Below are 21,044 nucleotides of genomic sequence, written 5' to 3' on the forward strand. Positions count from 1 at the left end.
CATGGATCTGCTGCGCTCCTACTGGTCGCCGGCCGAGTTGGTGACCAACGGTTTGATTTTTCTGCATCTGCTCGGGGCGTTGGCGGTCGGGATGCTGTTGGGCTACGAGCGCAGCTACAACGGCCGCGCGGCGGGGATGCGGACCTACGGGCTGGTCTGTCTCGCATCCGCGGCGCTGACGGTGATCAATGCCTATCCCTCCATGTGGTATGGCGGCAGCTGGGGGCACGGCAGCGCCCCCACCGGAGATCCGACGCGGGTGATCCAGGGCATCGTGACCGGCATCGGTTTCCTCGGCGCCGGGGTGATCATGCGCGAGGGGTTGTCGATCCGCGGCCTGTCCACCGCCGCGTCGATCTGGGCCACATCGGCCATCGGCATCACCATCGGTCTTGGATTCTACGCGGTTGCGATCGCAGCGGCGATCCTGACCATCCTGGTCATGAGCACCCTTCGTCCGATCGAGCGGCTGTTGCCCCACCGGTCCGTAATCCATTTGATGCTGGCCTTCGCGCGCGACAAAGCGCCGCCGCCGGAGGAACTGCGGGTTCAGGCCGTCAAACATGGCTTCGAGGTGATGGACTGGTCCTTTCACCTCTCGAGCGGCAGCGGCAATTTCGAGTGCCAGCTTGTGCTGCTGGGCAAGGGGGAACCCGATCCCATGGAACTGGTTTCCGCCCTTGTCGCGGAAGATGCCGTGGTGGAGTTCAGGTTGTCACCCTCCCGCATCTGATTGGGCAGGACGATCGGTTGCATGGACAGCATATGGTCTTGCCCACGTCCTCAATCTTCCGCTTCATCGCGCCGTAGGATGATGACGGGCGTGATCGGCGGCGGAGAAAGGGGCCGGGATCGGAATGGATGGCCGTCCTTTCCCTGCCGTGGCGGCCGGCCGCCCGGCCATCTGCGCGGTTGCACATGGCATCTTTCCGCCTTGGCGGTGCCGGTCCTGTCCGCTCTCCTGTGGCTTGCCGGGATGGGTGGAACGCTCGCCGCCGAGACGCGGGATGTCCAGGCTCCGGCTACCGGGGCGATCGAGCCGCTGCGGCTGGAATCGTCCACCGCCGGCGCCACGCTGGCCGGCCATTTCGCCCGGCTGGTCGATCCCGCGCGCAAGCTGGACTTCGCCGACGTCCTGAAGGCCGACGCCGCCGGAGGCATGGAGCAGCGCAGCGATTTCCGCGGCGCCGGCCAGACCCGCGACATCCACTGGTACCGGTTCGACCTGCTGCGCGCCTCCGGTGCGCCGGCCGATTGGATCCTGGAGATGGGCGAGGCCTACATCGACCATCTCGATCTGTTCATCCCCAAGTCGATCGACTCCAGGCGGATGAGCCCGGAGTCGACGGCGGCGGACGGCCGACCGCAAAGTCCGGACGCCTTTCGGCTGGTCCGGCTGGGCGATTTCGTGCCCTTCAGCCAGCGGCCGATGAAGACGCGGCTGCACGCCCTGCCCTTGACCCTGCCGGAAGGACGGCCGGTTTCGCTTTATCTGCGTGTCGATTCGGTCAGCGCCATCCGCCTGTCCGCCCGGATGTGGACGCCGGCCGCCTATGCCGGCCATCAGACGACGGATCTGCTGTTCCAGGGCCTGTTCCTCGGCATTCTCGGCATCCTGATGCTTGGCTATGTCGCGCTGGGGCTGCTTCTGCGCGACGGGGCACTGCTGACCTACACCGGCTATGTCGCCACCGTCTTCTTCTACTACCTGTTCGCCAACGGCATCGCCGCCGCCCTGCTGCCGGACATGTCCGGTTGGTTCATCAACCTGATGGTGGGCAGCAGCGGCTTCCTGGGATTCGCCGCTGCGCTGACCATGTGGGTCTACATCCTCGACCTGCGGAACCGGGTGCCGCTGCTGATGCGCTGCTACCAGGGGCTGGCCCTGGTGACGGTGCTGCTTCTGCCGACAACGGCGTCGTCGTTCTATGCCATCACCGGTCCGGCGGTGACGCTGTCGGCGCTGGTCGTGGTGGTGATCGCGCTGGTGCTGACCGCACGGATGACCCTGCAGAATCCCGGCGATCTCAGCTCGCGCTTCTATCTGGCCAGCACGCTGGTTTCTCTCACCGGTTTCCTGCTGACCCAGATGTCGCTGCGCGGCGTGCTGCCGGCCGACTTCGCCATCGCCGATCCCTATCAGATCTCATTCGTGCTGGCGGTGCTGGTGCTGGGCGTCGGTCTGGCCCTGCGCATCGGCCGCCTCCAGTCCGAGCGGCTGCGCGCCCGCGAGGAATCGGCCTTCGCCACCAAGCGGGCGGAGGAGCAGCGCACCTTCGTCGCCATGCTGTCGCACGAGTTCCGCACCCCGCTCGCCTCCATCGACAGCGCGGCGCAGATGATCGAGCTGTCGGGGGCGGTCACGGCGCCGGCGGCGCTGACCCGGCTGGAGCGCATCCGCAACACCACCCGCAAGATGGTCGAGCTCGTGGAGCTGTTCCTGTCCTCCGACGCGCTGGACCAGGGGGCGCTGGCACTGAAGCCGGAGCCGGTGGCGTTGGGTCAGCTGATGGAGGAGGCGCTGGGCGGCCTGAGGGGAACGGAGGCGGATGACCGGCTGGCGGTGGCGGTGGAAGCGCCGGACCACCCGCTGCTGGTCGATGCGCCCTTCCTGGGGGTGGCGATCGGCAATCTCGTGCAGAACGCGCTGCGCTACTCGCCCCCGGAGGCGCCGGTGCGGGTGACGGCCGGTCATGATGATGGGCAGATCGTCATCCGCGTCGCCGACCGCGGGCGCGGCATGGCGCCCGAGGAGGTGGAGCGGATCGGCTCGATCTATTTCCGCGCCTCCTCCTCGCGCGGGACCAAGGGCACCGGGCTGGGGCTCTATATGGCGAAGAAGATCGTCGCCGCCCATGGCGGCAGCCTGACCGTGGACAGCACGCGTGAGGACGGATCCGTCTTCACCATCAGTTTGCCGCCATCGGTGTCCTGTAGCGCCGTGCGTTTGATATGAAACGCATGGCGCTACAGATTTTCGTCTGACGATCGGAGTCACGCTTCAAATCGATTCCGGTTTTACGCGATCCGATCCGATCCAAGTCGGGACGGGGCCGGCCTGCTGCCCGCTGCGCTCTTTCGACCGGATGCTTCATACCGTAAGCTTGGGCGCAGACGACGGAAAGGCCGAGCAGCATCGTGACTGGCAACCGATGGATGGTGCGGGTGGAGGGCCGGTGTGCCGCGGCATTCCGGTTCTTGTGGCTGGCCGCGCCGGTCCTGTGCCTGCTGGCCGCATTCGCGCCGGCGACGGCATGGGCGCAGGCACAGCAGCCGTCCGCCGTGCTGGCCGCCGATCCGCTGCGGCTGACGGCCTCGACCGAGAAGGCCACGCTTGCCGGGCATTTTGCCCGGCTGATCGACCGTGACCACAGTCTGGGGTTCGGCGATGCGCTGCGGGCCGATGCCGAGGGGCGCTTCGAACCGCAGACGATCTTCCGCGGCGCCGGCCAGACCCCCGATGTCCATTGGTACCGGTTCGACCTGCTGCGCGAACGTGGCGCGCCGGCCGGCTGGATCCTGGAGCTGGGCGAGGCCTACATCGACCGGCTCGACCTGTATGTTCCCGATCCGGCGCTGTCCGGCGACGCGGCGGGCTACAGCCTCGTCCGCATGGGCGACTTCGTGCCGTTCAGCGAGCGCCCGATGAAGACAAGGCTGCACGCCACGCAACTGACCCTGCCGGAGGGCAAGCCGGTCTCCCTCTATCTTCGCGTCGAGTCGGTCAGTTCCATCACCTTGCGGGCGTCGGTCTACGCCGTGCCGGCCTATGCCGGCTTCCAGATGACCAACCTGCTGTTCCAGGGGCTGTTCTTCGGCGTGCTGGCGATCCTGACGCTGGGCTACGTCGCGCTTGGCCTGCTTCTGCGCGACGGGGCGCTGCTGGCCTTCACCGCCTATGTCATGAGCGTCTTCACCTTCTATTTCTTTTCCACCGGGGTGGCGGCGGTGCTGCTTCCCGACATGCCGGGCTGGCTGCAGAATCTGGTGGTCGGCTGCAGCGCCTTCCTCGGTGTCGCCGCTGCCGCGTCGATGTGGGACCGCATCCTCGACCTGCGGGTCCATTATCCGCGCCTGCATCGCATCTATGTGGGCATCCGCTGGCTGGCGCTGCTGTCGCTGCCGACCGCCGTTTCATGGACCTATTCGATCACCAATCCGCTGATCCTGCTGCTCGCCACCCTGTCGACGCTGACCGGCGTCGTCCTTTCGATCCGGCAGGCGGTCAGGAATCCTGCCGACACCAGCGCGCGCTACTATGCCGCCAGCGGCCTGACGGCGATTTCCGGCAACACGCTGACCCAGTTCGTCGTGCGCGGCAGCCTGCCCACCGACCTGCTGTTCGCCGACCCCTACCAGATCGCCGTCCTTGCCACGATGCTGTGCCTGGGATCCGGTCTGGCGCTGCGCATCCGCACCCTGCAGGTCGAGCGGGTGCGGGCACAGGAGGAATCGGCCTTCGCCACCAAGCGCGCGGAGGAGCAGCGCACCTTCGTCGCCATGCTGTCGCACGAATTCCGCACGCCGCTCGCCGCCATCCAGGGGGCGGCGCAGATGATCGAACTGTCGGGAGACGTGCGGACGCCGTCGATGCAGTCGCGCGTCCGCCGCATCGTGGACACCACCCGGCGCATGTCCGATCTGGTGGAGCTGTTCCTGTCGGCCGATGCGCTGGACCAGGGGGCGCTGGCGCTGAAGCCGGAAACCGTGCCGCTCGACATGCTGATGGACGAGGCGCTGGATGGGCTGACCGGGGCCGACGGCGAATCGCGGCTGACCGTGACGGTCGAGACGCCGGAGCGGCTGTTGCGGGTCGACGTGCCGTTCCTGGGGGTGGCGGTGGCCAATCTGGTGCGCAATGCGCTGCGCTATTCCCACCCCGGCACGGCGGTGCGGGTGGCGGCGGGCATGGACGGGCGCGATCTGGTCATCCGGGTCGCCGACCAGGGCCGCGGCATGACGCCGGAGGAGGTGGAGCGGATCGGCTCCATCTATTTCCGCGCCTCCTCCTCGAAAGGCACGAAGGGGTCGGGGCTGGGGCTTTACATGACGCAGCGGATCGCCGCCGCCCATGGCGGCAGCCTGGCGGTGGAAAGCACGCTGGGCGTCGGTTCCGTCTTCACCATCCGGTTGCCGGGCGTCGGAGAGCAGGAAACCACCGGTGCGGGGGAAAGGCTCGCCACCCCGCCGGCCGGCCGGCTGCCGGTTCAGTAAAGCGACTTCGGGATCCGCTCCGCCAGCGAACGGTCGTAGGCGTCGCCGCCCTCGCGCCCGGCGCTGGCCTCCGCCAGCAGCGACCCCACCGAGGGCAGGCTGGCGCGCGGCACCTGCGCCGCCGGATCCCACAGGCGGGAGCGCAGCAGGGCGCGGGCGCACTGGAAGAACACCGTCTCGATGGTGACGACCAGCACCGACTTCGGCGCCTTGCCGTCGACCGCGAAGCTGTCGCACAGCGCAGGGTCGGTGTCGATCACGGCCCGGCCGTTGACGCGCAGCGTCTCGTTCAGCCCCGGCACCAGGAACAGCAGCCCGACGCGCGGATCGGCCAGGATGTTGCGCAGGCTGTCGATGCGGTTGTTGCCGCGGCGGTCGGGGATCAGCAGGGTGCGGTCGTCGGCCACCCGGACGAAGCCCGGTTCGTCGCCGCGCGGCGAGGCGTCCAGCCCGTCCGGCCCGCTGGTGGCGAGAACGAAGAAGGGCGACGCCTCGATCAGGGCACGGTAGCCGGGAGTCAGCGCCGGCACCTCCTTGGCGATGGAGGCGGCGACCGGCTCGCCATAGAGGGATTCCAGCGCGGCGAGGTCGGTAATGGGGCGGCTCATTTCGCTTCCAGCAGGAAATAGACGAAATCGATGGAGGGAGCCTCCAGCCCGAACTGGCTCAACAGGCCGTGCGCCTGTCCGCGATGATGGGTCTGGTGGTTGAAGATGTGGGTCAGCACCTGGGCGAAGGGCAGCTCGTGAGCCGTGCCGGCCATGCTGCGGTAGGAGAGGACTGCCCCGAACCGCTCCGCTGGCGTGGCGGCTAGCACGCGCAGGATGCGCTCGTCCTCCGCCTCGCGGGCGGCGCGCAACTCCGCGAAATCGTCGTGGAGGATCTCGTCGAGCGCCGACGGCTTCGGCCCGGCCCCCTCGATCCGCTCCAGCCACACCCGGTCGGCGACCAGGATGTGGTTCAGCGTGCCGCGGACCGAGCGGAAGAAGGCGCCGCGGTCCTCGCGGAACTGTGCGTCGGACAGCTGCGACGCGACTTCGTAAAGGCGGCGGTTGGCCCAGCGGTTGTAACGGCCGAGGGTCTCGAAATGCGGCTTGGGGTCCATGGCTCTTGTCACACGCCTGCGCGCTTGGCCGACAGGCCGGCGTGGGACAGCAGGACCTCGCGCTTGCCCTGGTGGTTGGCGGGGCCGACGACGCGCTCGGTCTCCATCCGCTCGACCAGACGGGCAGCGCGGTTGTAGCCGATCTGCAGCTGGCGCTGGATGAAGCTGACCGACACCTTGCCCTCGCGCACCACCAGATTGACGGCCTGCATGTAGAGGTCGTCGCCGGTCGCGGCCGAACCGCCCTCCTCGTCCTCCACCGCGGCGGCCTCCTCCTCCTCCTCGGTGATGGCGGTGACGTAGTTGGGGGCGCCCTGGGCCTTGACGTACTGGACGATCTCCTCGACCTCCGAATCGGAGACGAAGGGGCCGTGGACGCGGGTGATGCGGCCGCCACCCTGCATGTACAGCATGTCGCCCTGGCCCAGAAGCTGCTCCGCCCCGGCTTCGCCCAGGATGGTGCGGCTGTCGATCTTGCTGGTGACCTGGAAGCTGATGCGGGTCGGGAAGTTGGCCTTGATGGTGCCGGTGATGACGTCGACCGACGGGCGCTGCGTCGCCATGATCAGGTGGATGCCGGCGGCGCGGGCCATCTGGGCGAGGCGCTGGATCGCCGCCTCGATCTCCTTGCCGGCGACCAGCATGAGGTCGGCCATCTCGTCGACGATCACGACGATGTAGGGCAGCGGCGTCGGCTCCGACGGCGTCAGGTCGAAGACAGTCTCCGGCTCGCCCGGTGCCGGGGCGCGGCGCGGCATCTTCTCGCCATTGGCGATCATCTCGGCCATGCGGGCGTTGTAGCCCTCGATGTTGCGCACGCCGAGCTTGGACATCGCCTCGTAGCGGCTCTCCATCTCGCGCACGGCCCAGCGCAATGCCACCACCGCCTTCTTGGGATCGGTGACGACGGGGGTCAGCAGATGCGGGATGCCGTCATAGACCGACAGCTCCAGCATCTTGGGATCGACCATGATGAAGCGGCAGCGCTCCGGCGGCAGCCGGTAGAGCAGCGACAGGATCATCGTGTTGATCGCCACCGACTTGCCCGAGCCGGTGGTGCCGGCCACCAGCAGGTGCGGCATGCGGGCGAGGTCGGCCACCACCGGCTCGCCGCTGATGTCCTTGCCGAGCGCGATGGCGAGCTGGGCCGTGGTGTTGCGGAAGGCGTCGTGGTCGAAGCTCTCGCGCAGATAGACCATCTCGCGCACCGGATTCGGCAGCTCGACGCCGATGACGCTGCGGCCGGGGACGATGGCGATGCGGGCGGTGACCACGCTCATCGAGCGGGCGATGTCGTCGGTCAGGTTGATCACGGTGGCCGACTTGGTGCCGGGCGCCGGTTCGAACTCATAGAGGGTGACGACCGGGCCGGGACGCACATCCATGATCTCGCCGCGGACGCGGAAGTTCTTCAGGACGGTTTCCAGCATCCGCGCGTTGCGGGCCAGAACCGATTCGTCATGCTGCTGCACCGGGCGCGGCGGCGGGGTCTGAAGCAGAGAGACGGTGGGCAGCGAATAGACGGCGGGATACTCCGCCGGCGCGGCCGGAGCGGCGGGCGCGCAGGGCAGCACCGGGGTTGCGGCAGGGCCGGGGATGGTGGTTGCCGCGTCCGCCGCCGGGGCGGCTTCGCACGGGGCGGCGGGGGGTGCGGCCTCCGCCGGGTCGCGCGCCTCATAGGCCCATTCGACGCCCGACAGGAAGGCGAAGCCGGCGACAACCGCCAGCGCCTCGTCCGACAGGTTGGTGGAATAGACGGTGCCGGCGCGCGGGGTGCCGGGCAGAACCTCCACATCCCACATCACGCGGCCGTCGGGGCGCGGGTTGGGGACGAGGTTGAAGGGGCGGCCGTTCAGCGCGCACCACAGATTGAACTCGTCGGCGGTCACCACGCCCGCCTGGGTCGGCGGGGCGGCGAGATGCGGCATACGCGAGGTCATGCCGAGGCTCCCGGCTTCTGAACGGTGAGGGGGACTGGACCGGTGGAGGAGCCGCCCGGCCCCGGGGCATGCCCGGAGGAGGATAGCGGGGCGCGCGCCGCCAGCTCGCGCGGCGTCATCTCGTAGGCGGCGACCAGCAGCTTGTCGATGCTGACCCCGTCGCTGGACATCGGCAGGACCAGCCGTTCGAAGCTGCGGCTGCGGCCGCCGAAAATTGCGGTGTGGACACGGGCGACGGGCAACCGTTCGCGGCGCACCGTCTCGTATTCCGGCTGCAGCACGGCGCGCTGTTCCGGCGGCAGATCGTCCAGCGTGGCTCCCAGACGCGACTGGCCGAAGGCGGCGACCAGCGCCTTGCCGTAATAGGAATAGACGAAGGTGCCGGATTCCTCCCCGATCACCTCGAACACGACGATGTTGTCCTTCCACGGCCGCAGGTCGGCCGGGGAGATGCTGCTGGGGACCGGCGGCCGGCCGGCGACGGATTTGGTGAGCCAGAATTCGAGCAGGCCGCTGAGGGACGGCGTCGCCAGCTCGGTTCTTTCCTTGGTCATGACAATCGCAGCTGGACGGGCGGCGCTCCCGCGGGGGGTAACGCCGCCGGAGCTTTCAAGAGCCGCCCGAACCATACCCGCAAGGGCCGGTGTGGCGCAACCGCGAGGGCCAGGCCCGGCAGGGGCGCCGCAATCCGCCTTTCATGGGCCGCCTTTCATCGGCCGGCTTTTACCTGCTCTCGATCACGCGGCGCAGGTGACGCCGGTGCCGCCCAGGCCGCAATAGCCGTTCGGATTCCTGGCGAGATACTGCTGGTGGTAGCCTTCCGCGAAGTAGAAGGGCGGGGCCTCGCGGATCTCGGTGGTGATCGGGCCGTAGCCGGCCTGGGCCAGCCGGTCCTGATAGGCCGCCAGGGTCGCCTCCGCCGCCGCCTTCTGGGCTGGGGTGTGGGTGTAGACGGCGGAGCGGTATTGAGTGCCGACATCGTTGCCCTGGCGCATGCCCTGGGTCGGGTCGTGCGATTCCCAGAAGATGCGCAGCAGATCCTCGACCGTCACCATGGCCGGGTCATAGACGACGCGCACCGCCTCGGTGTGGCCGGTGCGGCCGGAGCAGACCTCCTCATAGGTCGGGTTCGGGGTGTGGCCGCCCTGATAGCCGACGGCGGTCACCCAGACGCCGGGAACCTGCCAGAACTTGCGCTCCGCACCCCAGAAGCAGCCGAGCCCGAGGTCGATGACCTCCAGTCCGGGCGGGTAGGGCGGGGCGAGGCGGTGGCCGTTGACATGATGCGCGTCGGGCACCGGAACGGGGTGGCTGCGGCCGGGCAGCGCCTCCTCCGGCGTCGGCAGCGTCGGCGGCTTGCGCAGGAAATGCCCCAGCATGGTCGGGTCTCCCATCAGTAACGATCCGTTGGAGGAACCCCTTATGTCGGGTCGCGGCCGGGCCGCGGCAAGATGGCGCAGGGGTGGCTGGCGGTGACTGTCCGTCTGCTTTTTGGGACCTTCGGGCGTTTCTCTGCGTTTGACCCTGTGACCCAGGAGGAACTTGAACAAGGAGAGCCATCATGGCGAGCACCACCGACGATCGCCTTGTCGAATCGCTGATCGAGCATGGCCGGCGCAACGGCAACCGCCTGAGCGCCGAGGCGCTGGGCGGCATCCTGCCCGTGGACACGATGACGCCGGAGGAAACCGCCGCGGTGATCGAGCGGGTCGAGGCGGCCGGAGTGGAGGTCGAACTGGACGATTCCCGCCTGATGCGCGGCCGTGCCAACCGGGCGCCGACCCGGCAGACCGGCGACTACCGCCGCGGCGACGGCGTGGTGGACATGGCGAGTCCGGCCGCACCGGCAGTCTCGGCGCCGGGGGCGGTGCCGTCGCGCCATGGCTGGGCCGACGACATCGCGAACGGCCATGCGGGCCATCGCCATGCGGCGCCGACCTGGACGCGCAATGGCGTGGAGCTGCTGCCTCTGGCGTCCGTCGCCGTGGTCGCGCTGCTTCTGATCCTGATGCTTGGGTAAGGGCGCGGTCAGCCCGCCTTCTCAGCCCGCCTTCTCAGCCCGTCGCCAGGGCGTGGATGAGGATGGCGGCGGTGGCGGCGACGTTCAGCGACTGGACGCGTCCGCTGCCGGGGATGGTCAGCACCGCCTCGCAGGCCGCCAGCGTGGCCGGCGGGATGCCGTCCTCCTCGTTGCCGAGCACGACCGCCGGCGGCTTGGTGTTCGCCGTGCCACGCCAGCCGGCCAGCGCGCCGGCATCGACGGTCGGCCGGCTCTGGTCCAGCGCCGTCCCGAACACGCGGTGGCTGGCGCGCAGCCGCTTCAGCAGGGCGGGCAGGGCGGGAGCGCGTTCCAGCGCCACCCACTCGAAGCCGCCCTCCGCCACGCGATAGGCGGCCTCCGACGGCAGGGCCTGGCCTGGATGGTCGGAGACCAGCACGCGGGGCAGGCCGAAGAAGGCGGCGGTGCGCAGGATGGCGCCCAGATTGTGCGGGTTGCCGACGCCGTCGAGGATCAGCAGCGGCTCGCCCGCGCGGCGCGCGACCTCCGGATCGAACAGCGGCACGCTGCGCGGCGCCATCAGCGCCACCACCCCGCCATGCAGGACGGTGCCGGCGACCTTCGCCAGCTCCTCGCCCTCCACCATGCGGTAGGGCTTGCGCGCCGCCGCCATCGCCTTGCAGTAGGCCCCGACCGCCGGCTTCAGCCGCTCGTCGAAGAACAGACGCTCCACCCGCTCCGGCTCATGGGCGAAGAGGGCGGAGACGGCAGCCAGCCCGGCGACGCGGAACAGCTTGCGCTGCTCGGTTGGCTCCGGGGCGGAGGGGGCGACGGGCCGGGGTGGGAGCCGGGGGTGGGAGCGGGGGCGGCTGGGATGGGGCGGGCGCCCGCGCGGAGGCATGGAGGTCCTGTCTGTCTGAAACAAGGTGTCGGGTTAGAGCAGCTTCACCACCAGGAAGCCGCCGATCAGCGCCACCGCGAACACGCTGGTGACGAGCGTCAGCCGCTTCTCGATGAAGGCGCGGATCGGCGGGCCGAAGAAGTACAGCAGCGCCGCGACCAGATAGAATCGCATCGACCGCGAGATTATCGAGGCGCCGATGAACACCCACAGCGGCAGATGCGCCACGCCGGCGGTGATGGTCAGCAGCTTGTAGGGGATGGGCGTCATGCCCTTGATGATCAGGATCTCCGCCCCGTACTCGACGAAGGTCTGGCGCAGCTGCTCGAACTTGTCGGTCAGGTGATAGAACTCGATCACCCAGCGGCCGATGGTCTCGTACAGGAAATAGCCGATCATGTAGCCGGCGACGCCGCCGACCACCGAGGCCAGCGTGCAGATCGTCGCCAGCTTCCAGGCCGCCTTGCGGTTGGCGATGACCATCGGCACCAGCAGCAGGTCCGGCGGCAGCGGGAAGAAGGAGCTTTCGGCGAAGGATACCCCGGCCAGCCACTTGGTCGAATCCTTCGACGCGGCCTTGGCCATGGTCCAGTCGTAAAGACGCTTCAGCATGAATGGGCTGCCCTTTGTCGCTGCCGTTGCGGTGCGCCGCAAGGCGCATTTGGCTCCTTTTAGGCGGGAGCGCGCCGGTGCGCCAGTGCCCAATTCGATCGCCCCCGGACAGGCGGAACCCATCCGGAGGCATTAGCCCGGTCATGCGGGACGGCGTCGGACCGGTCGGTTCAGGCGGCGGCAAGACCCTTCGGCGCCGCATTGGCGTTGGCCGTGGCCGCGGCTGCCGGAGCGGTCTTGCGGCGCTCGCCGCGCAGGCGCAGCAGGTTGGCGGCGGCGCTGAAGAGGTCGGACGCCATGGCGAAAGGCGACATCACCACCGCGTTGTGGCTGATCCAGAAGGCGCCGGCCACCAGCAGCAAGAGGCGCATGCGCACCGCATCCGACTGCCAGCGCGCCAGCGTGGAGAAGGTGATGCCCAGGCTGGACAGCGCCGAGGGCAGGCCCGACCAGGTGAAGACGGCGATGGCGGCGATGGCCGGCACCGTGGCGGCGAAGGCCGCGGTCTGCCAGCGGTTGCGCCCCTCCGGCATGGCCACCAGCGCCTGCGTCACCACCAGCAGGCACAGCGCCGCCGCGGTGTGGGCGCCCAGCAGCACATAGTGGATGATGAACATCAGGTTGGTCGCCGCCTGCCCGGCCAGCAGGGCGCGGCGCTTCTTCATCAGCGGCCACAGGCACGAACCGGCGAAGGCGGCAGCACCGAAGGCATCGGCGGCGGTGACGGGCAGGGGAAGGGACAGCATGGCGGCGGGGACTCGGGAGGGCGGGGGCTGAAGGGCGCAAGGAGACCGTGCGGCGCCGCCGAGGCGGTCCGTCCGGGTGGTGGAAGTGGATGGCGTGCTGGGAGAATGCGGCTGTTGCCGAACGGTCACGCTGGGACCGAGCTGCAACGGAACCATATGTACGGCGCGCCACCCGGCGGCACCACCGGGCTTCCCGTTGCCCCTGGGCTGCGCCGTGCGCATGGAAGAAAAAACGGACCGCAGTGCTTGGGTGGTCTTCGCCGATGACTTGAAACCGCCAGGGCGGTGACTTGGCTGGCAAAGCAAGAGGTCAACCGGCCGGCGGCGTCCCACCCTCGTCTTTGGATTGCCCGTCCCCGGGCTGTTCTGCCTTCAGCACCTCGTCCAGCCAGCGCAGGTGCGGTTCGGCGACCCTGCGGGCATCCTCCTGCATGTGGCGGTAGCGGGCGACCACCTCCTGCCCCAGCGGGGTCAGGCCGGCGCCGCCGCCCTCACGGCCGCCGACGTTGGTGCGGATCACCGGCTCGCGGAAGGCGGTGTTCATCGTCTCGACCAGGAACCAGGCGCGCCGGAAGGTCATGTTCAGCGACCGCGCCGCCGCGGAGATGGAGCCGGTACGGTCGATGGCCTCCAGCAGTGCGATCTTGCCGGGGCCGATGGCGCCCGACGGGTGCATGAAGCGGACTCGAAGGTCGGTGGGCATGGTGTTGTCGGGGCTTTCCGGTGGGATGGCGTTCCGATCGGATCCGAACAGGGATCGGAACAAGCATGTGGGGACGATCCCACCGGTTCAAGCGGCAAGTGGCGCAATAGGGGCGGCCACCGATGGAGGCGCGATCCGGCGCACCCCGGCCGCTCCCCCGGCGCGGCGTTCACTCCGCCCCGGCGGCCTCGGCGAGGCCCAGGAAGGCAGGCAGTTCGTGGGTGACGACATAGGTGGGAATCGGGGCCAGGAACTCGCGCATGCGGCCCTTCTCGGCGAAGCGCTTGCGGAAGCGGGAATGGGCGAACAACGCCCCCAGCCTCGGCACGATGCCGCCGGCGATGTAGACGCCGCCCCGCGCGCCAAGGGTCAAAGCGAGGTTGCCGGCGACGGTGCCCAGCATGGCGCAGAACATCTCCACCGCCTCCACGCAATGGGGATCGGTCCCGGCCAGCGCAGTGTCGGTGATCTGGGCGGGGGTGAGGGCCGCCGGTTCGCGCCCGTCCAGGATCGACAGGGCGGTGTAGAGGTTGACGAGCCCCGGCCCCGACAGCACCCGTTCGGCCGAGACATGGTCGAACCCCTTGCGCAGCTGGCCCAGCACGGCGCTCTCGCGGTCGCTGACCGGCGCCATGGTGACATGGCCGCCCTCGCCCGACAGCGCGGTCCAGCGGCCGTTCGCCCCAGGCACCAGACCCGACACGCCCAGCCCGCTGCCCGGCCCCAGCACGGCGACGACGGCGCCCGGCTGCGGCGTCCCTTCGCCGATCTGCCGCCGGTCCTCCTCGGCCAGACGCGGCACCGACAGGGCGACGGCGGTGAAGTCGTTGATGACGGCCAGCCCGTCCAGCCCCAGGGCGTCGCGGACCCGGCCGACGGAGAATTGCCAGACCAGATTGGTCATGGCGATGCGGTCGCCGGTGACCGGCCCGGCCACCGCGAAGGCACCGCGCCGCGGCCGGCCCGGCGTGCCCGGTGCCGCCAGCCCGACCGCGGAGAGGTAGGCGGCGGCCGCATCCTCGATCGAGGGATGGTCGGCGCAGCGCAGCACCCGCGTGTCGCGCACCGTCCGGCCGCCGATCAGGCCGAAGCGCGCGTTGGTGCCGCCGATGTCGGCGACCAGGATGGGAGAGGCGGCGGTGCCGGGAGCGGCGGGGGGGAGGTCGGCGGCCATGGATCCGGATCTGTGATGGAGGACGGATGCTCAGGTGACCGGAAAGTCATACGGTGCGCGGGTCAGCGCGTCCACATAGCTTTCACGCCACCAGCCGATGTCCTGGCGCCGCAGCGTCCGCATCAGGGCGGCGTGGCGTTCCTTGCGCTCGCCCAGCGGCATGGTCAGCGCCCGCTGCAGCGCGTCGCCGACGCCCTCGATGTCGAAGGGGTTGACGATCAGCGCCTCGCCCATCTCGTGCGCGGCGCCGGCGAACTGCGACAGCACCAGCACGCCCGGATTGTCGCCGTCCTGGCAGGCGACATACTCCTTGGCGACCAGATTCATGCCGTCGCGCAGCGGCGTCACCAGACCCACATTCGCCAGGCGGTAGAAGCCCGCCAGCACGCGCTGGCCGAAGCTGCGGTTCAGGTAGCGGATCGGCTGCCAGTCGAACTCGGCGAAGCGGCCGTTGATGCGGCCGGCCATCTCCGACAGCTCGCGGCGGATGGCGATGTATTCCGGCACGTCCTCGCGGCTCGGCGGGGCGACCTGCAGGAAGGAGACGCGGTTGCAATGCTCCGGATAGCTTTCCAGAAGCTGCTCGAAGGCGGCGAAACGCTGCGGCAGGCCCTTGGAATAGTCGAGCCGGTCGACGCCGATGATCAGCCGGCGGCCGACCAGGCTCTCGCGCAGCCGTTCGGCCTGGCGCGAGCGGCCGGCGGTGCGGGCGAGGCTTTCCAGCGCCTCGGTGTCGATGCTGATGGGGAAGACCTTCGCCATCAGGGTGCGGCCGAAGGCGCGGATCATGGCGCTGCCATAGGCGCCGCGCTGCTCCACCGTGCCGTCGGTCTCGGTGCGGATGTAGTCGCAGAAGCCGCGCAGGTCGGTGGCGGTGTGGAAGCCGACCAGATCGTAGGCGCACAGCTCGCGGATCAGGTCGCGGTGGTTGGGCAGGGCGGTCAGCAGTTCCGGCGGGGGAAAGGGCGTGTGCAGGAAGAAGCCCATGCGCTGCGAACAGCCGCGGCGGCGCAGTTCGTCGCCGAAGGGGATCAGGTGATAGTCATGGACCCAGATCATGTCGTCGGTGCGGAGCAGCGGCTCCAGCTTGTCGGCGAAATAGGCGTTGACCCGCTCATACCCCTCGCGCGTGCGCCGGTTCACCGAGATCAGGCCCAGCCGGTAATGGAACAGCGGCCATAAGGTCTGGTTGGCGAAGCCGTTGTAATATTCCTCATGGTCGCGGCGGCCGAGATCGAGCGTGGCGTAGGTCAGCTTCCCGGCATCGGTCCGTGTCGGCTCCGCCTGGGACTCCCCATCGACGACTTTGCCGCTCCAGCCGAACCAGATGCCTCCGGTCTTCTTCAGAGCCGCCAGGATGGCGACGGCGAGACCGCCGGCCGCCTGCTTGCCCTCTTCCATAAGGGCCACCCGGTTGGATACGACGACGAGCCTGCTCACGATCTTCTTCTCCTTATTGGCCGCCGACAGGGCGTTCCGCAGCCCGCAAACCGGACCGTCATGGCGGATTCCCGGCATTGGACCACTCTGAAACGACCGTCGGCGGGCTTGGTTCCGGGCATCGGCCGTCAAGCTCAAGACAGCGGTCCGAAGGTGCGGCCCCCTCCTGTCCCTTCGGTCATGCCCTTGCACGAAGGATCATGCTGCAATGCAGCGAACGTCTTTCGGCCCTATCCGCTTTGCGATACCCCGGACGCAGGTTAACGCGATGTAATGAATAGGAAATTCTTTTTGCCCTTGAAGCCGGGCGGGCAGGCGCCCATATTGTGCAGTGCGGCAACGGTCGTGCTTCGGCGCGGGTGTTGGCGTAACGCACTTCTTGGGCGTTTCCTCCCTAGACTGAAGGCCGCGGGTCCGCCCGCGGCCTTTTTTTGCGCGAAGGCAGGGGTGCGGGGCGATGCCAAGCGGAAGCTCGACCGCGAGGGGATAGCGGGAAACTGTGGCAGGGACGGGGCAATGGCCCCAAAAATCGCGGATGAGGCACCTTGCGGTGTCAGCGCGGTCCCAGCCCATGCGCCGGCAGCAGGCCCAGCGTGTCGACCAGTTCGGTCATGTGGCGGGCCAGCACGTCCAGATAGGGCAGTCGGGTCAGGGCCGCCTCGTCCATGTAGAGGTCGCGGGCGATCTCGATCTGCAGGGCGTGGATGCCCTGGCGCGGCCGGCCGTAATGGCGGGTGGTGTAGCCGCCGGCATAGGGATTGTTGCGGCTGACGGCATAGCCGAGGCCGCGCAGGAACTCCTCCGCCGCGTCGATCACCGCAGGCGCGCAGGCGTTGCCGTAACAGTCGCCCAGCACGATTTCGGGGTGGTTGCCGCCCCGCCCGCCGCCCTTCCCGGCGGTGGCGGCGCTGGCGGCCGACGGCATCGAATGGCAATCGATCAGCAGGGCATGGCCGAAGGCGTCGCGGGTGCCGTCCACCAGCCGGCGCAAGGCCTCGTGGTAGGGGGTGTAGCAGCGGCTGACGCGGTCCAGCGCCTCGGCAAAGCGCAGCTTGCCGCGGTAGATGTCCTCGCCGTTGGCGACCACGCGGGCGATGGTGCCCAGCCCCGCCGCCACCCGCGGCGAGCGGGTGTTGACGTAGGCCGGCAGCGGATCGGCGAACATCTCCGGGTCCAGCTCGTAGGCTTCGCGGTTGACGTCCAGATAGGCGCGCGGGAACAGGGCGCGGATCAGCGGCACGCCGAAGCCTGGGGCGAAGGCGAAGATCTCGTCGACGAAACAGTCCTCGGACTTGCGCAGCGCGCGGGCATCCAGGCGGGAGGCAGCGAGGAATTCGGGCGAATAGGCGCTGCCACTGTGCGGCGACGCCAGGACGAGCGGCAGCCTCTGGCTCTGCGGGGCCAGAATTTCGAAAGCCGGGGCGGCCGGGGGCGGGGCCGGAATGGCGGCTTTGTCGGGGGCCGGACCGGTGGCGGCACCGGCGTCGCGCTGCGCGTCGAAGGAGGCGTCCATGGTTCAATGATGTAATGGACAGCGGGGCCTCTTGTCACGGGAACCCCCGCCGCCCTGCCGCCGTCCGACAAAAAAAGCGCAAGCGCTCATGAAAGGGCTTGCGCGCCCGCGCCGAGGTCGGTATACACCCGCCCACGCCGGACGGAACGACGCCATGTGCTTCTCCGCCGGTCGCTACAGTGGGCGGTTAGCTCAGCGGGAGAGCACTACGTTGACATCGTAGGGGTCACTGGTTCAATCCCAGTACCGCCCACCATTCTGAAGGCCGCGAACCGGAACGGGTTCGCGGCCTTCGCCGTTTTGGGGTGTCCGTTAGAACCGGCATGTTCGGATCGCCCTCAGGCTTCAGCTGGCTTCGGCTTGTTTGGCGGTTTTTGATTGTCTGGCTGGGAAGTGTCTGGGTGGCCGACTTCAGCCGGGGGGCGGCAGCGCACCCGCTTTCGTGTGACGCTTTCTGACTGCTGGGGTCAGTGGACGGCGAGAGGACCCGGCAAGAAAAAAGCCGGCAGCCCTTTCAGGCAGCCGGCTTTTCTAATTGGTGGAGCCAAGGAGGATCGAACTCCTGACCTCTACAATGCCATTGTAGCGCTCTCCCAGCTGAGCTATGGCCCCTTAACTCTGGGGGCCGGTCGTTTCCGTCCGGCCTTGGTGGAGCGGGATAATAGTCAGGCGGCGGAGTGATGCAAGCGGAAAATCGACCGTTCCGCGCTTTTTCTCACCGGCATCCCCGCCACTCCCGACCACGCTCCCATCCAACCGGAAAGGGCGCCGGTCAGCGCTCCTCCTCGTCCTCGCCCTCGACGTCGACGACCTCGTCCATGTCGTCCTCGCCCAGTTCGGACGTGTCCTCGATCAGGACGTCGTCCTCATCGTCGGCAGTGTCGTCGGTCTCCTCGATGTCCTCGACGGACATGTCGTCCTCGACATCCTCCAGCTCCGGAGTCTCGCTCTCCTCGGCCTCGCTCTCGGTATCCTCGTCCACAACCGCCGCCACCTTCTTGGTGTCGTCGGCCGGGGCCGGGCGGGCCTTGCGCGACTTCAGCAGGGCCTCGGGATCGAATTGCGCACCGCAGCTCGGGCAGACCGGCGGGTCCTTGCGCATGTCGTAGTAGCGAGCGCCACAGCTCGGGCAGATGCGCTTGACGCCCCATTCGGGTTTGGCCACGCCAGTGTCCTCCGTCACATAAATCAGGGGGGTTCTCAAGAGGCGCCCTTTGCCACGGCCAGAGGCGCTTGTCAAAAAAAAGATGCCGGATCGGCGGCGCGGCCGGATGCCGCCGGGGCGCAGGCGCCGCGGAAAAGGAGTATCCCGACCGGGCAGGGGTTGCCTTCAGAGGACGCTGACCATAACTGGTCAGAACGGACCTGCACATCGTGCAACTCCTCCATTTGGGTTCCTCCTTGACCTCGGGGCCGCCGTCGCGCGGCCTCTTTTCTTTTGTGCCCGGCCGGTATCCGGGGGCAGGGGAAGGGGAGCGGCAGGGAACGCGGTCCCGCCCTCTCGCATCGGGACGGGGGCTGTGATAGGAACGGCGGCCACAACCGCTTCCCGTTCCGATCCGAAGGACCCGTCCCATGACGCAGGCCCCCGCCACGCAGGCCCCCATCACGCAGGTGAAGCCGCTGCGCTCCGCCGCCACCGGCGCGATCAAGGGCAGCATCCGCGTGCCCGGCGACAAGTCGATCTCGCACCGGTCGCTGATGCTGGGCGCCATCGCCGTGGGCGAGACGGTGATCCATGGCCTGCTCGAAGGGGAGGACGTCCTGCACACCGCCGCCGCCATGCGCCTGCTGGGTGCCCAGGCGGAGCGCGATGCCGCCGGCGTCTGGCGCGTGCGCGGCGTCGGGCTGGGGGCGCTGCAGGAGCCGGCGCAGGTGCTGGACATGGGCAACAGCGGCACCGCCGCCCGCCTGCTGATGGGGCTGGTCGCCGGCCATCCGATCACCTGCGTCTTCACCGGCGACGCCTCGCTGAACAAGCGGCCGATGGCCCGCGTCACCAAGCCGCTGGAGGAGATGGGCGCCCGCTTCGTCGGCCGCTCCGGCGGGCGGCTGCCGCTGACCGTCGTCGGCAGCGGCGATCTGGTCCCGATCGCCTACCGCCTGCCGGTGGCCTCGGCCCAGGTGAAGTCGGCGATCCTGCTGGCCGGGCTCAACACCGCCGGCGCCACCACGGTGATCGAGGCGGAGCCGACGCGCGACCACACCGAACTGATGCTGCGCCATTTCGGCGCCACCGTGACGACCGAGCGGCTGGCGGACGGCGCGCTGGCCGTCACCGTCACCGGCCAGCCGGAACTGACCGGCCGGACCATCCATGTGCCGGCCGATCCCAGCAGCGCCGCCTTCCCGGCGGTCGCCGCCCTGCTGCGGCCGGGTTCTGAGCTGCTGCTGAACGACGTCGGCATGAACCCGCGCCGCACCGGCCTCTACGACACGCTGGTCGAGATGGGCGCCGATATCGCCTTCGAGAACCGCCGCGATCAGGCGGGTGAGCCGGTGGCCGACCTGCGGGTGAAGCACAGCGCGCTCAAGGGCATCGTGGTGCCGGCCGACCGCGCGCCGAGCATGATCGACGAGTATCCGGTTCTGGCTGCCGCCGCCGCCTGTGCCGAGGGCACCACGGTGATGCTGGGCCTGAAGGAACTGCGGGTGAAGGAGAGCGACCGCCTCGCCATGGTGGCCGAAGGGCTGACCCGCTGCGGCGTGTCGGTGGAGGTCGGCGCCGACGACAGCCTGACCGTTCACGGCACCGGTGGAACGGGCAAGGGGCCGAAGGGCGGCGCCACCGTCCTCACCGCCATGGACCACCGCATCGCCATGAGCTTCCTGGTGCTGGGCATGGCGACGGAGGAACCGGTGTCGGTCGACGACGGTGCCTTCATCGACACCAGCTTCCCCGGCTTCGTCGGGCTGATGAACGGGCTGGGTGCGAAGATCGGTGAGGCGTGAGACGATGACGCAGCCGCTTTCCAACCAGTCGGCGCCTGCCAAGGCGGTCGTCGTCGCCATCGACGGTCCGGCCGCCAGCGGCAAGGGCACCCTGTCGCAGCGCATCGCCGGCGCCTTCGGCTTCGCCCATCTCGACACCGGCGTGCTGTACCGCGCGGTCGGCGTGTCGGTCCTCAGGGCCGGCGGCGATCCGGCCGACAATGCCGCGGCGGCGCGGGCGGCCTATGAGCTGCATCCCGAACACCCCATCCTGCAGGAGGTGGCGCTGCGCACCGACGAGGCGGCGCAGGCGGCCAGCAAGGTGGCGGCGGTGCCGGAGGTGCGGGCCGCGCTGCTCGACTTCCAGCGGCGCTTCGCGGCGCATCCGCCGGGCGGCGCGCCGGGGGCGGTCCTGGACGGGCGCGACATCGGAACGGTGGTCTGCCCCGATGCCCAGGCCAAACTGTTCGTTACCGCTTCGGTGGAGGTCCGGGCCGAACGGCGACTCAGGGAGTTGCAGAGACGGGGGATTCCGGCTATATCCTCCGATGTCCTGGAGGACATGAAGTCTCGTGATGCGCGCGACAGCCAGAGAGCGGTGGCCCCGCTCCGTCCGGCTGCCGACGCTTTTGTGCTTGATACGTCCGCTCTCGATGCCGATCAGGTGTTCTCGATGGCGGTCGCCCACATCGGTTCGAAAACCGGTCTGAAGCCCACGGCGTAACGCCGCCGCTTCCGGCCTCCGTTGACGGGCCGCCGGTGGCGG

At 69.1% G+C, this 21,044-nt stretch carries 19 protein-coding genes and 2 tRNA genes; 7 read left to right on the forward strand and 14 right to left on the reverse strand.

Annotated elements, in window-relative coordinates; genetic code table 11:
- Position 1 precedes the first annotated feature (1 nt).
- From A6A40_RS00590 to A6A40_RS00600, 3 genes are all read left to right on the forward strand, one after another.
- A complete protein-coding gene (locus A6A40_RS00590) occupies positions 2–733 on the forward strand; it encodes an MgtC/SapB family protein (protein ID WP_063633636.1) in 732 nt (243 codons plus the stop codon).
- A 207-nt stretch (positions 734–940) separates the two neighbouring features.
- Entirely contained in the window at positions 941–2,956 is a 2,016-nt protein-coding gene (locus A6A40_RS00595) for a sensor histidine kinase (RefSeq protein WP_236783798.1), read from the forward strand.
- A gap of 182 nt (positions 2,957–3,138) precedes the next feature.
- Positions 3,139–5,214, forward strand: a complete 2,076-nt coding sequence (locus A6A40_RS00600; protein ID WP_236783697.1) for a sensor histidine kinase — start codon at positions 3,139–3,141, stop codon at positions 5,212–5,214.
- Here the strand turns inward: A6A40_RS00600 and A6A40_RS00605 are convergent.
- The 5 genes from A6A40_RS00605 to msrA form a co-directional block, all read right to left on the reverse strand.
- Entirely contained in the window at positions 5,208–5,822 is a 615-nt protein-coding gene (locus A6A40_RS00605; protein WP_063633640.1) for a pyridoxamine 5'-phosphate oxidase family protein, read from the reverse strand. The two genes, A6A40_RS00600 and A6A40_RS00605, sit on opposite strands and share 7 nt — an antisense overlap.
- The gene (locus A6A40_RS00610; protein ID WP_063633643.1) at positions 5,819–6,319 is read right to left on the reverse strand and encodes a DinB family protein; all 501 of its coding nucleotides are present in this window, start codon (positions 6,317–6,319) and stop codon (positions 5,819–5,821) included. The genes A6A40_RS00605 and A6A40_RS00610 overlap by 4 nt, the downstream gene beginning before the upstream one ends.
- A gap of 8 nt (positions 6,320–6,327) precedes the next feature.
- The gene (locus A6A40_RS00615; RefSeq protein ID WP_063633645.1) at positions 6,328–8,259 is read right to left on the reverse strand and encodes a DNA translocase FtsK; all 1,932 of its coding nucleotides are present in this window, start codon (positions 8,257–8,259) and stop codon (positions 6,328–6,330) included.
- Complete coding sequence (locus A6A40_RS00620; RefSeq protein WP_063633647.1) at positions 8,256–8,813, reverse strand: PAS domain-containing protein; 558 nt, start codon at positions 8,811–8,813, stop codon at positions 8,256–8,258. The genes A6A40_RS00615 and A6A40_RS00620 overlap by 4 nt, the downstream gene beginning before the upstream one ends.
- 183 nt (positions 8,814–8,996) lie before the next feature.
- On the reverse strand, positions 8,997–9,638 hold the full coding sequence (msrA, locus tag A6A40_RS00625; protein WP_063636051.1) for a peptide-methionine (S)-S-oxide reductase MsrA: 642 nt from the start codon (positions 9,636–9,638) through the stop codon (positions 8,997–8,999).
- A 182-nt stretch (positions 9,639–9,820) separates the two neighbouring features.
- Here msrA and A6A40_RS00630 point away from each other — a divergent pair, with 182 nt between their 5' ends.
- Positions 9,821–10,279 (forward strand): hypothetical protein, encoded by a 459-nt coding sequence (locus tag A6A40_RS00630; protein ID WP_063633649.1) that lies wholly within the window; start codon positions 9,821–9,823, stop codon positions 10,277–10,279.
- Positions 10,280–10,313: 34 nt separating this feature from the next.
- Here A6A40_RS00630 and A6A40_RS00635 read toward each other — a convergent pair whose 3' ends face one another.
- The 7 genes from A6A40_RS00635 to A6A40_RS00665 all read right to left on the reverse strand — a co-directional run bounded on the left by A6A40_RS00635 (position 10,314) and on the right by A6A40_RS00665 (position 17,347).
- Complete coding sequence (locus tag A6A40_RS00635; RefSeq protein WP_063633651.1) at positions 10,314–11,159, reverse strand: TrmH family RNA methyltransferase; 846 nt, start codon at positions 11,157–11,159, stop codon at positions 10,314–10,316.
- A gap of 33 nt (positions 11,160–11,192) precedes the next feature.
- A complete protein-coding gene (locus A6A40_RS00640) occupies positions 11,193–11,771 on the reverse strand; it encodes a YqaA family protein (RefSeq protein ID WP_063633653.1) in 579 nt (192 codons plus the stop codon).
- Between the two features lie 170 nt (positions 11,772–11,941).
- A complete protein-coding gene (locus tag A6A40_RS00645) occupies positions 11,942–12,517 on the reverse strand; it encodes a YgjV family protein (protein WP_063633655.1) in 576 nt (191 codons plus the stop codon).
- Between the two features lie 310 nt (positions 12,518–12,827).
- Positions 12,828–13,220 carry a winged helix-turn-helix domain-containing protein gene (locus A6A40_RS00650; protein WP_063636052.1) on the reverse strand — a complete coding sequence of 131 codons (393 nt, stop codon included), beginning with the start codon at positions 13,218–13,220 and terminating at the stop codon, positions 12,828–12,830.
- A 169-nt stretch (positions 13,221–13,389) separates the two neighbouring features.
- On the reverse strand, positions 13,390–14,394 hold the full coding sequence (locus A6A40_RS00655) for a glucokinase (protein ID WP_063633657.1): 1,005 nt from the start codon (positions 14,392–14,394) through the stop codon (positions 13,390–13,392).
- 30 nt (positions 14,395–14,424) lie between these two features.
- Positions 14,425–15,834, reverse strand: a complete 1,410-nt coding sequence (gene otsA, locus A6A40_RS00660; protein WP_063636053.1) for an alpha,alpha-trehalose-phosphate synthase (UDP-forming) — start codon at positions 15,832–15,834, stop codon at positions 14,425–14,427.
- Positions 15,835–16,387: 553 nt separating this feature from the next.
- Entirely contained in the window at positions 16,388–17,347 is a 960-nt protein-coding gene (locus A6A40_RS00665) for an N-formylglutamate amidohydrolase (RefSeq protein WP_063633659.1), read from the reverse strand.
- A gap of 181 nt (positions 17,348–17,528) precedes the next feature.
- Here A6A40_RS00665 and A6A40_RS00670 point away from each other — a divergent pair.
- A tRNA-Val gene (locus A6A40_RS00670) sits at positions 17,529–17,603 on the forward strand.
- Positions 17,604–17,883: 280 nt separating this feature from the next.
- Here A6A40_RS00670 and A6A40_RS00675 read toward each other — a convergent pair.
- Both A6A40_RS00675 and A6A40_RS00680 read right to left on the reverse strand, forming a co-directional pair.
- A tRNA-Ala gene (locus tag A6A40_RS00675) sits at positions 17,884–17,959 on the reverse strand.
- Positions 17,960–18,119: 160 nt separating this feature from the next.
- Positions 18,120–18,512 (reverse strand): TIGR02300 family protein, encoded by a 393-nt coding sequence (locus A6A40_RS00680; RefSeq protein ID WP_063633662.1) that lies wholly within the window; start codon positions 18,510–18,512, stop codon positions 18,120–18,122.
- Positions 18,513–18,922: 410 nt separating this feature from the next.
- Here A6A40_RS00680 and aroA point away from each other — a divergent pair, with 410 nt between their 5' ends.
- Both aroA and cmk read left to right on the forward strand, forming a co-directional pair.
- A complete protein-coding gene (gene aroA / locus A6A40_RS00685) occupies positions 18,923–20,299 on the forward strand; it encodes a 3-phosphoshikimate 1-carboxyvinyltransferase (protein ID WP_063633664.1) in 1,377 nt (458 codons plus the stop codon).
- Positions 20,300–20,303: 4 nt separating this feature from the next.
- Positions 20,304–21,002 carry a (d)CMP kinase gene (cmk, locus tag A6A40_RS00690; RefSeq protein WP_063633666.1) on the forward strand — a complete coding sequence of 233 codons (699 nt, stop codon included), beginning with the start codon at positions 20,304–20,306 and terminating at the stop codon, positions 21,000–21,002.
- The last annotated feature ends 42 nt before the right edge of the window (positions 21,003–21,044 follow it).

This window comes from Azospirillum humicireducens, from assembly GCF_001639105.2.
Taxonomy (GTDB): domain Bacteria; phylum Pseudomonadota; class Alphaproteobacteria; order Azospirillales; family Azospirillaceae; genus Azospirillum; species Azospirillum humicireducens.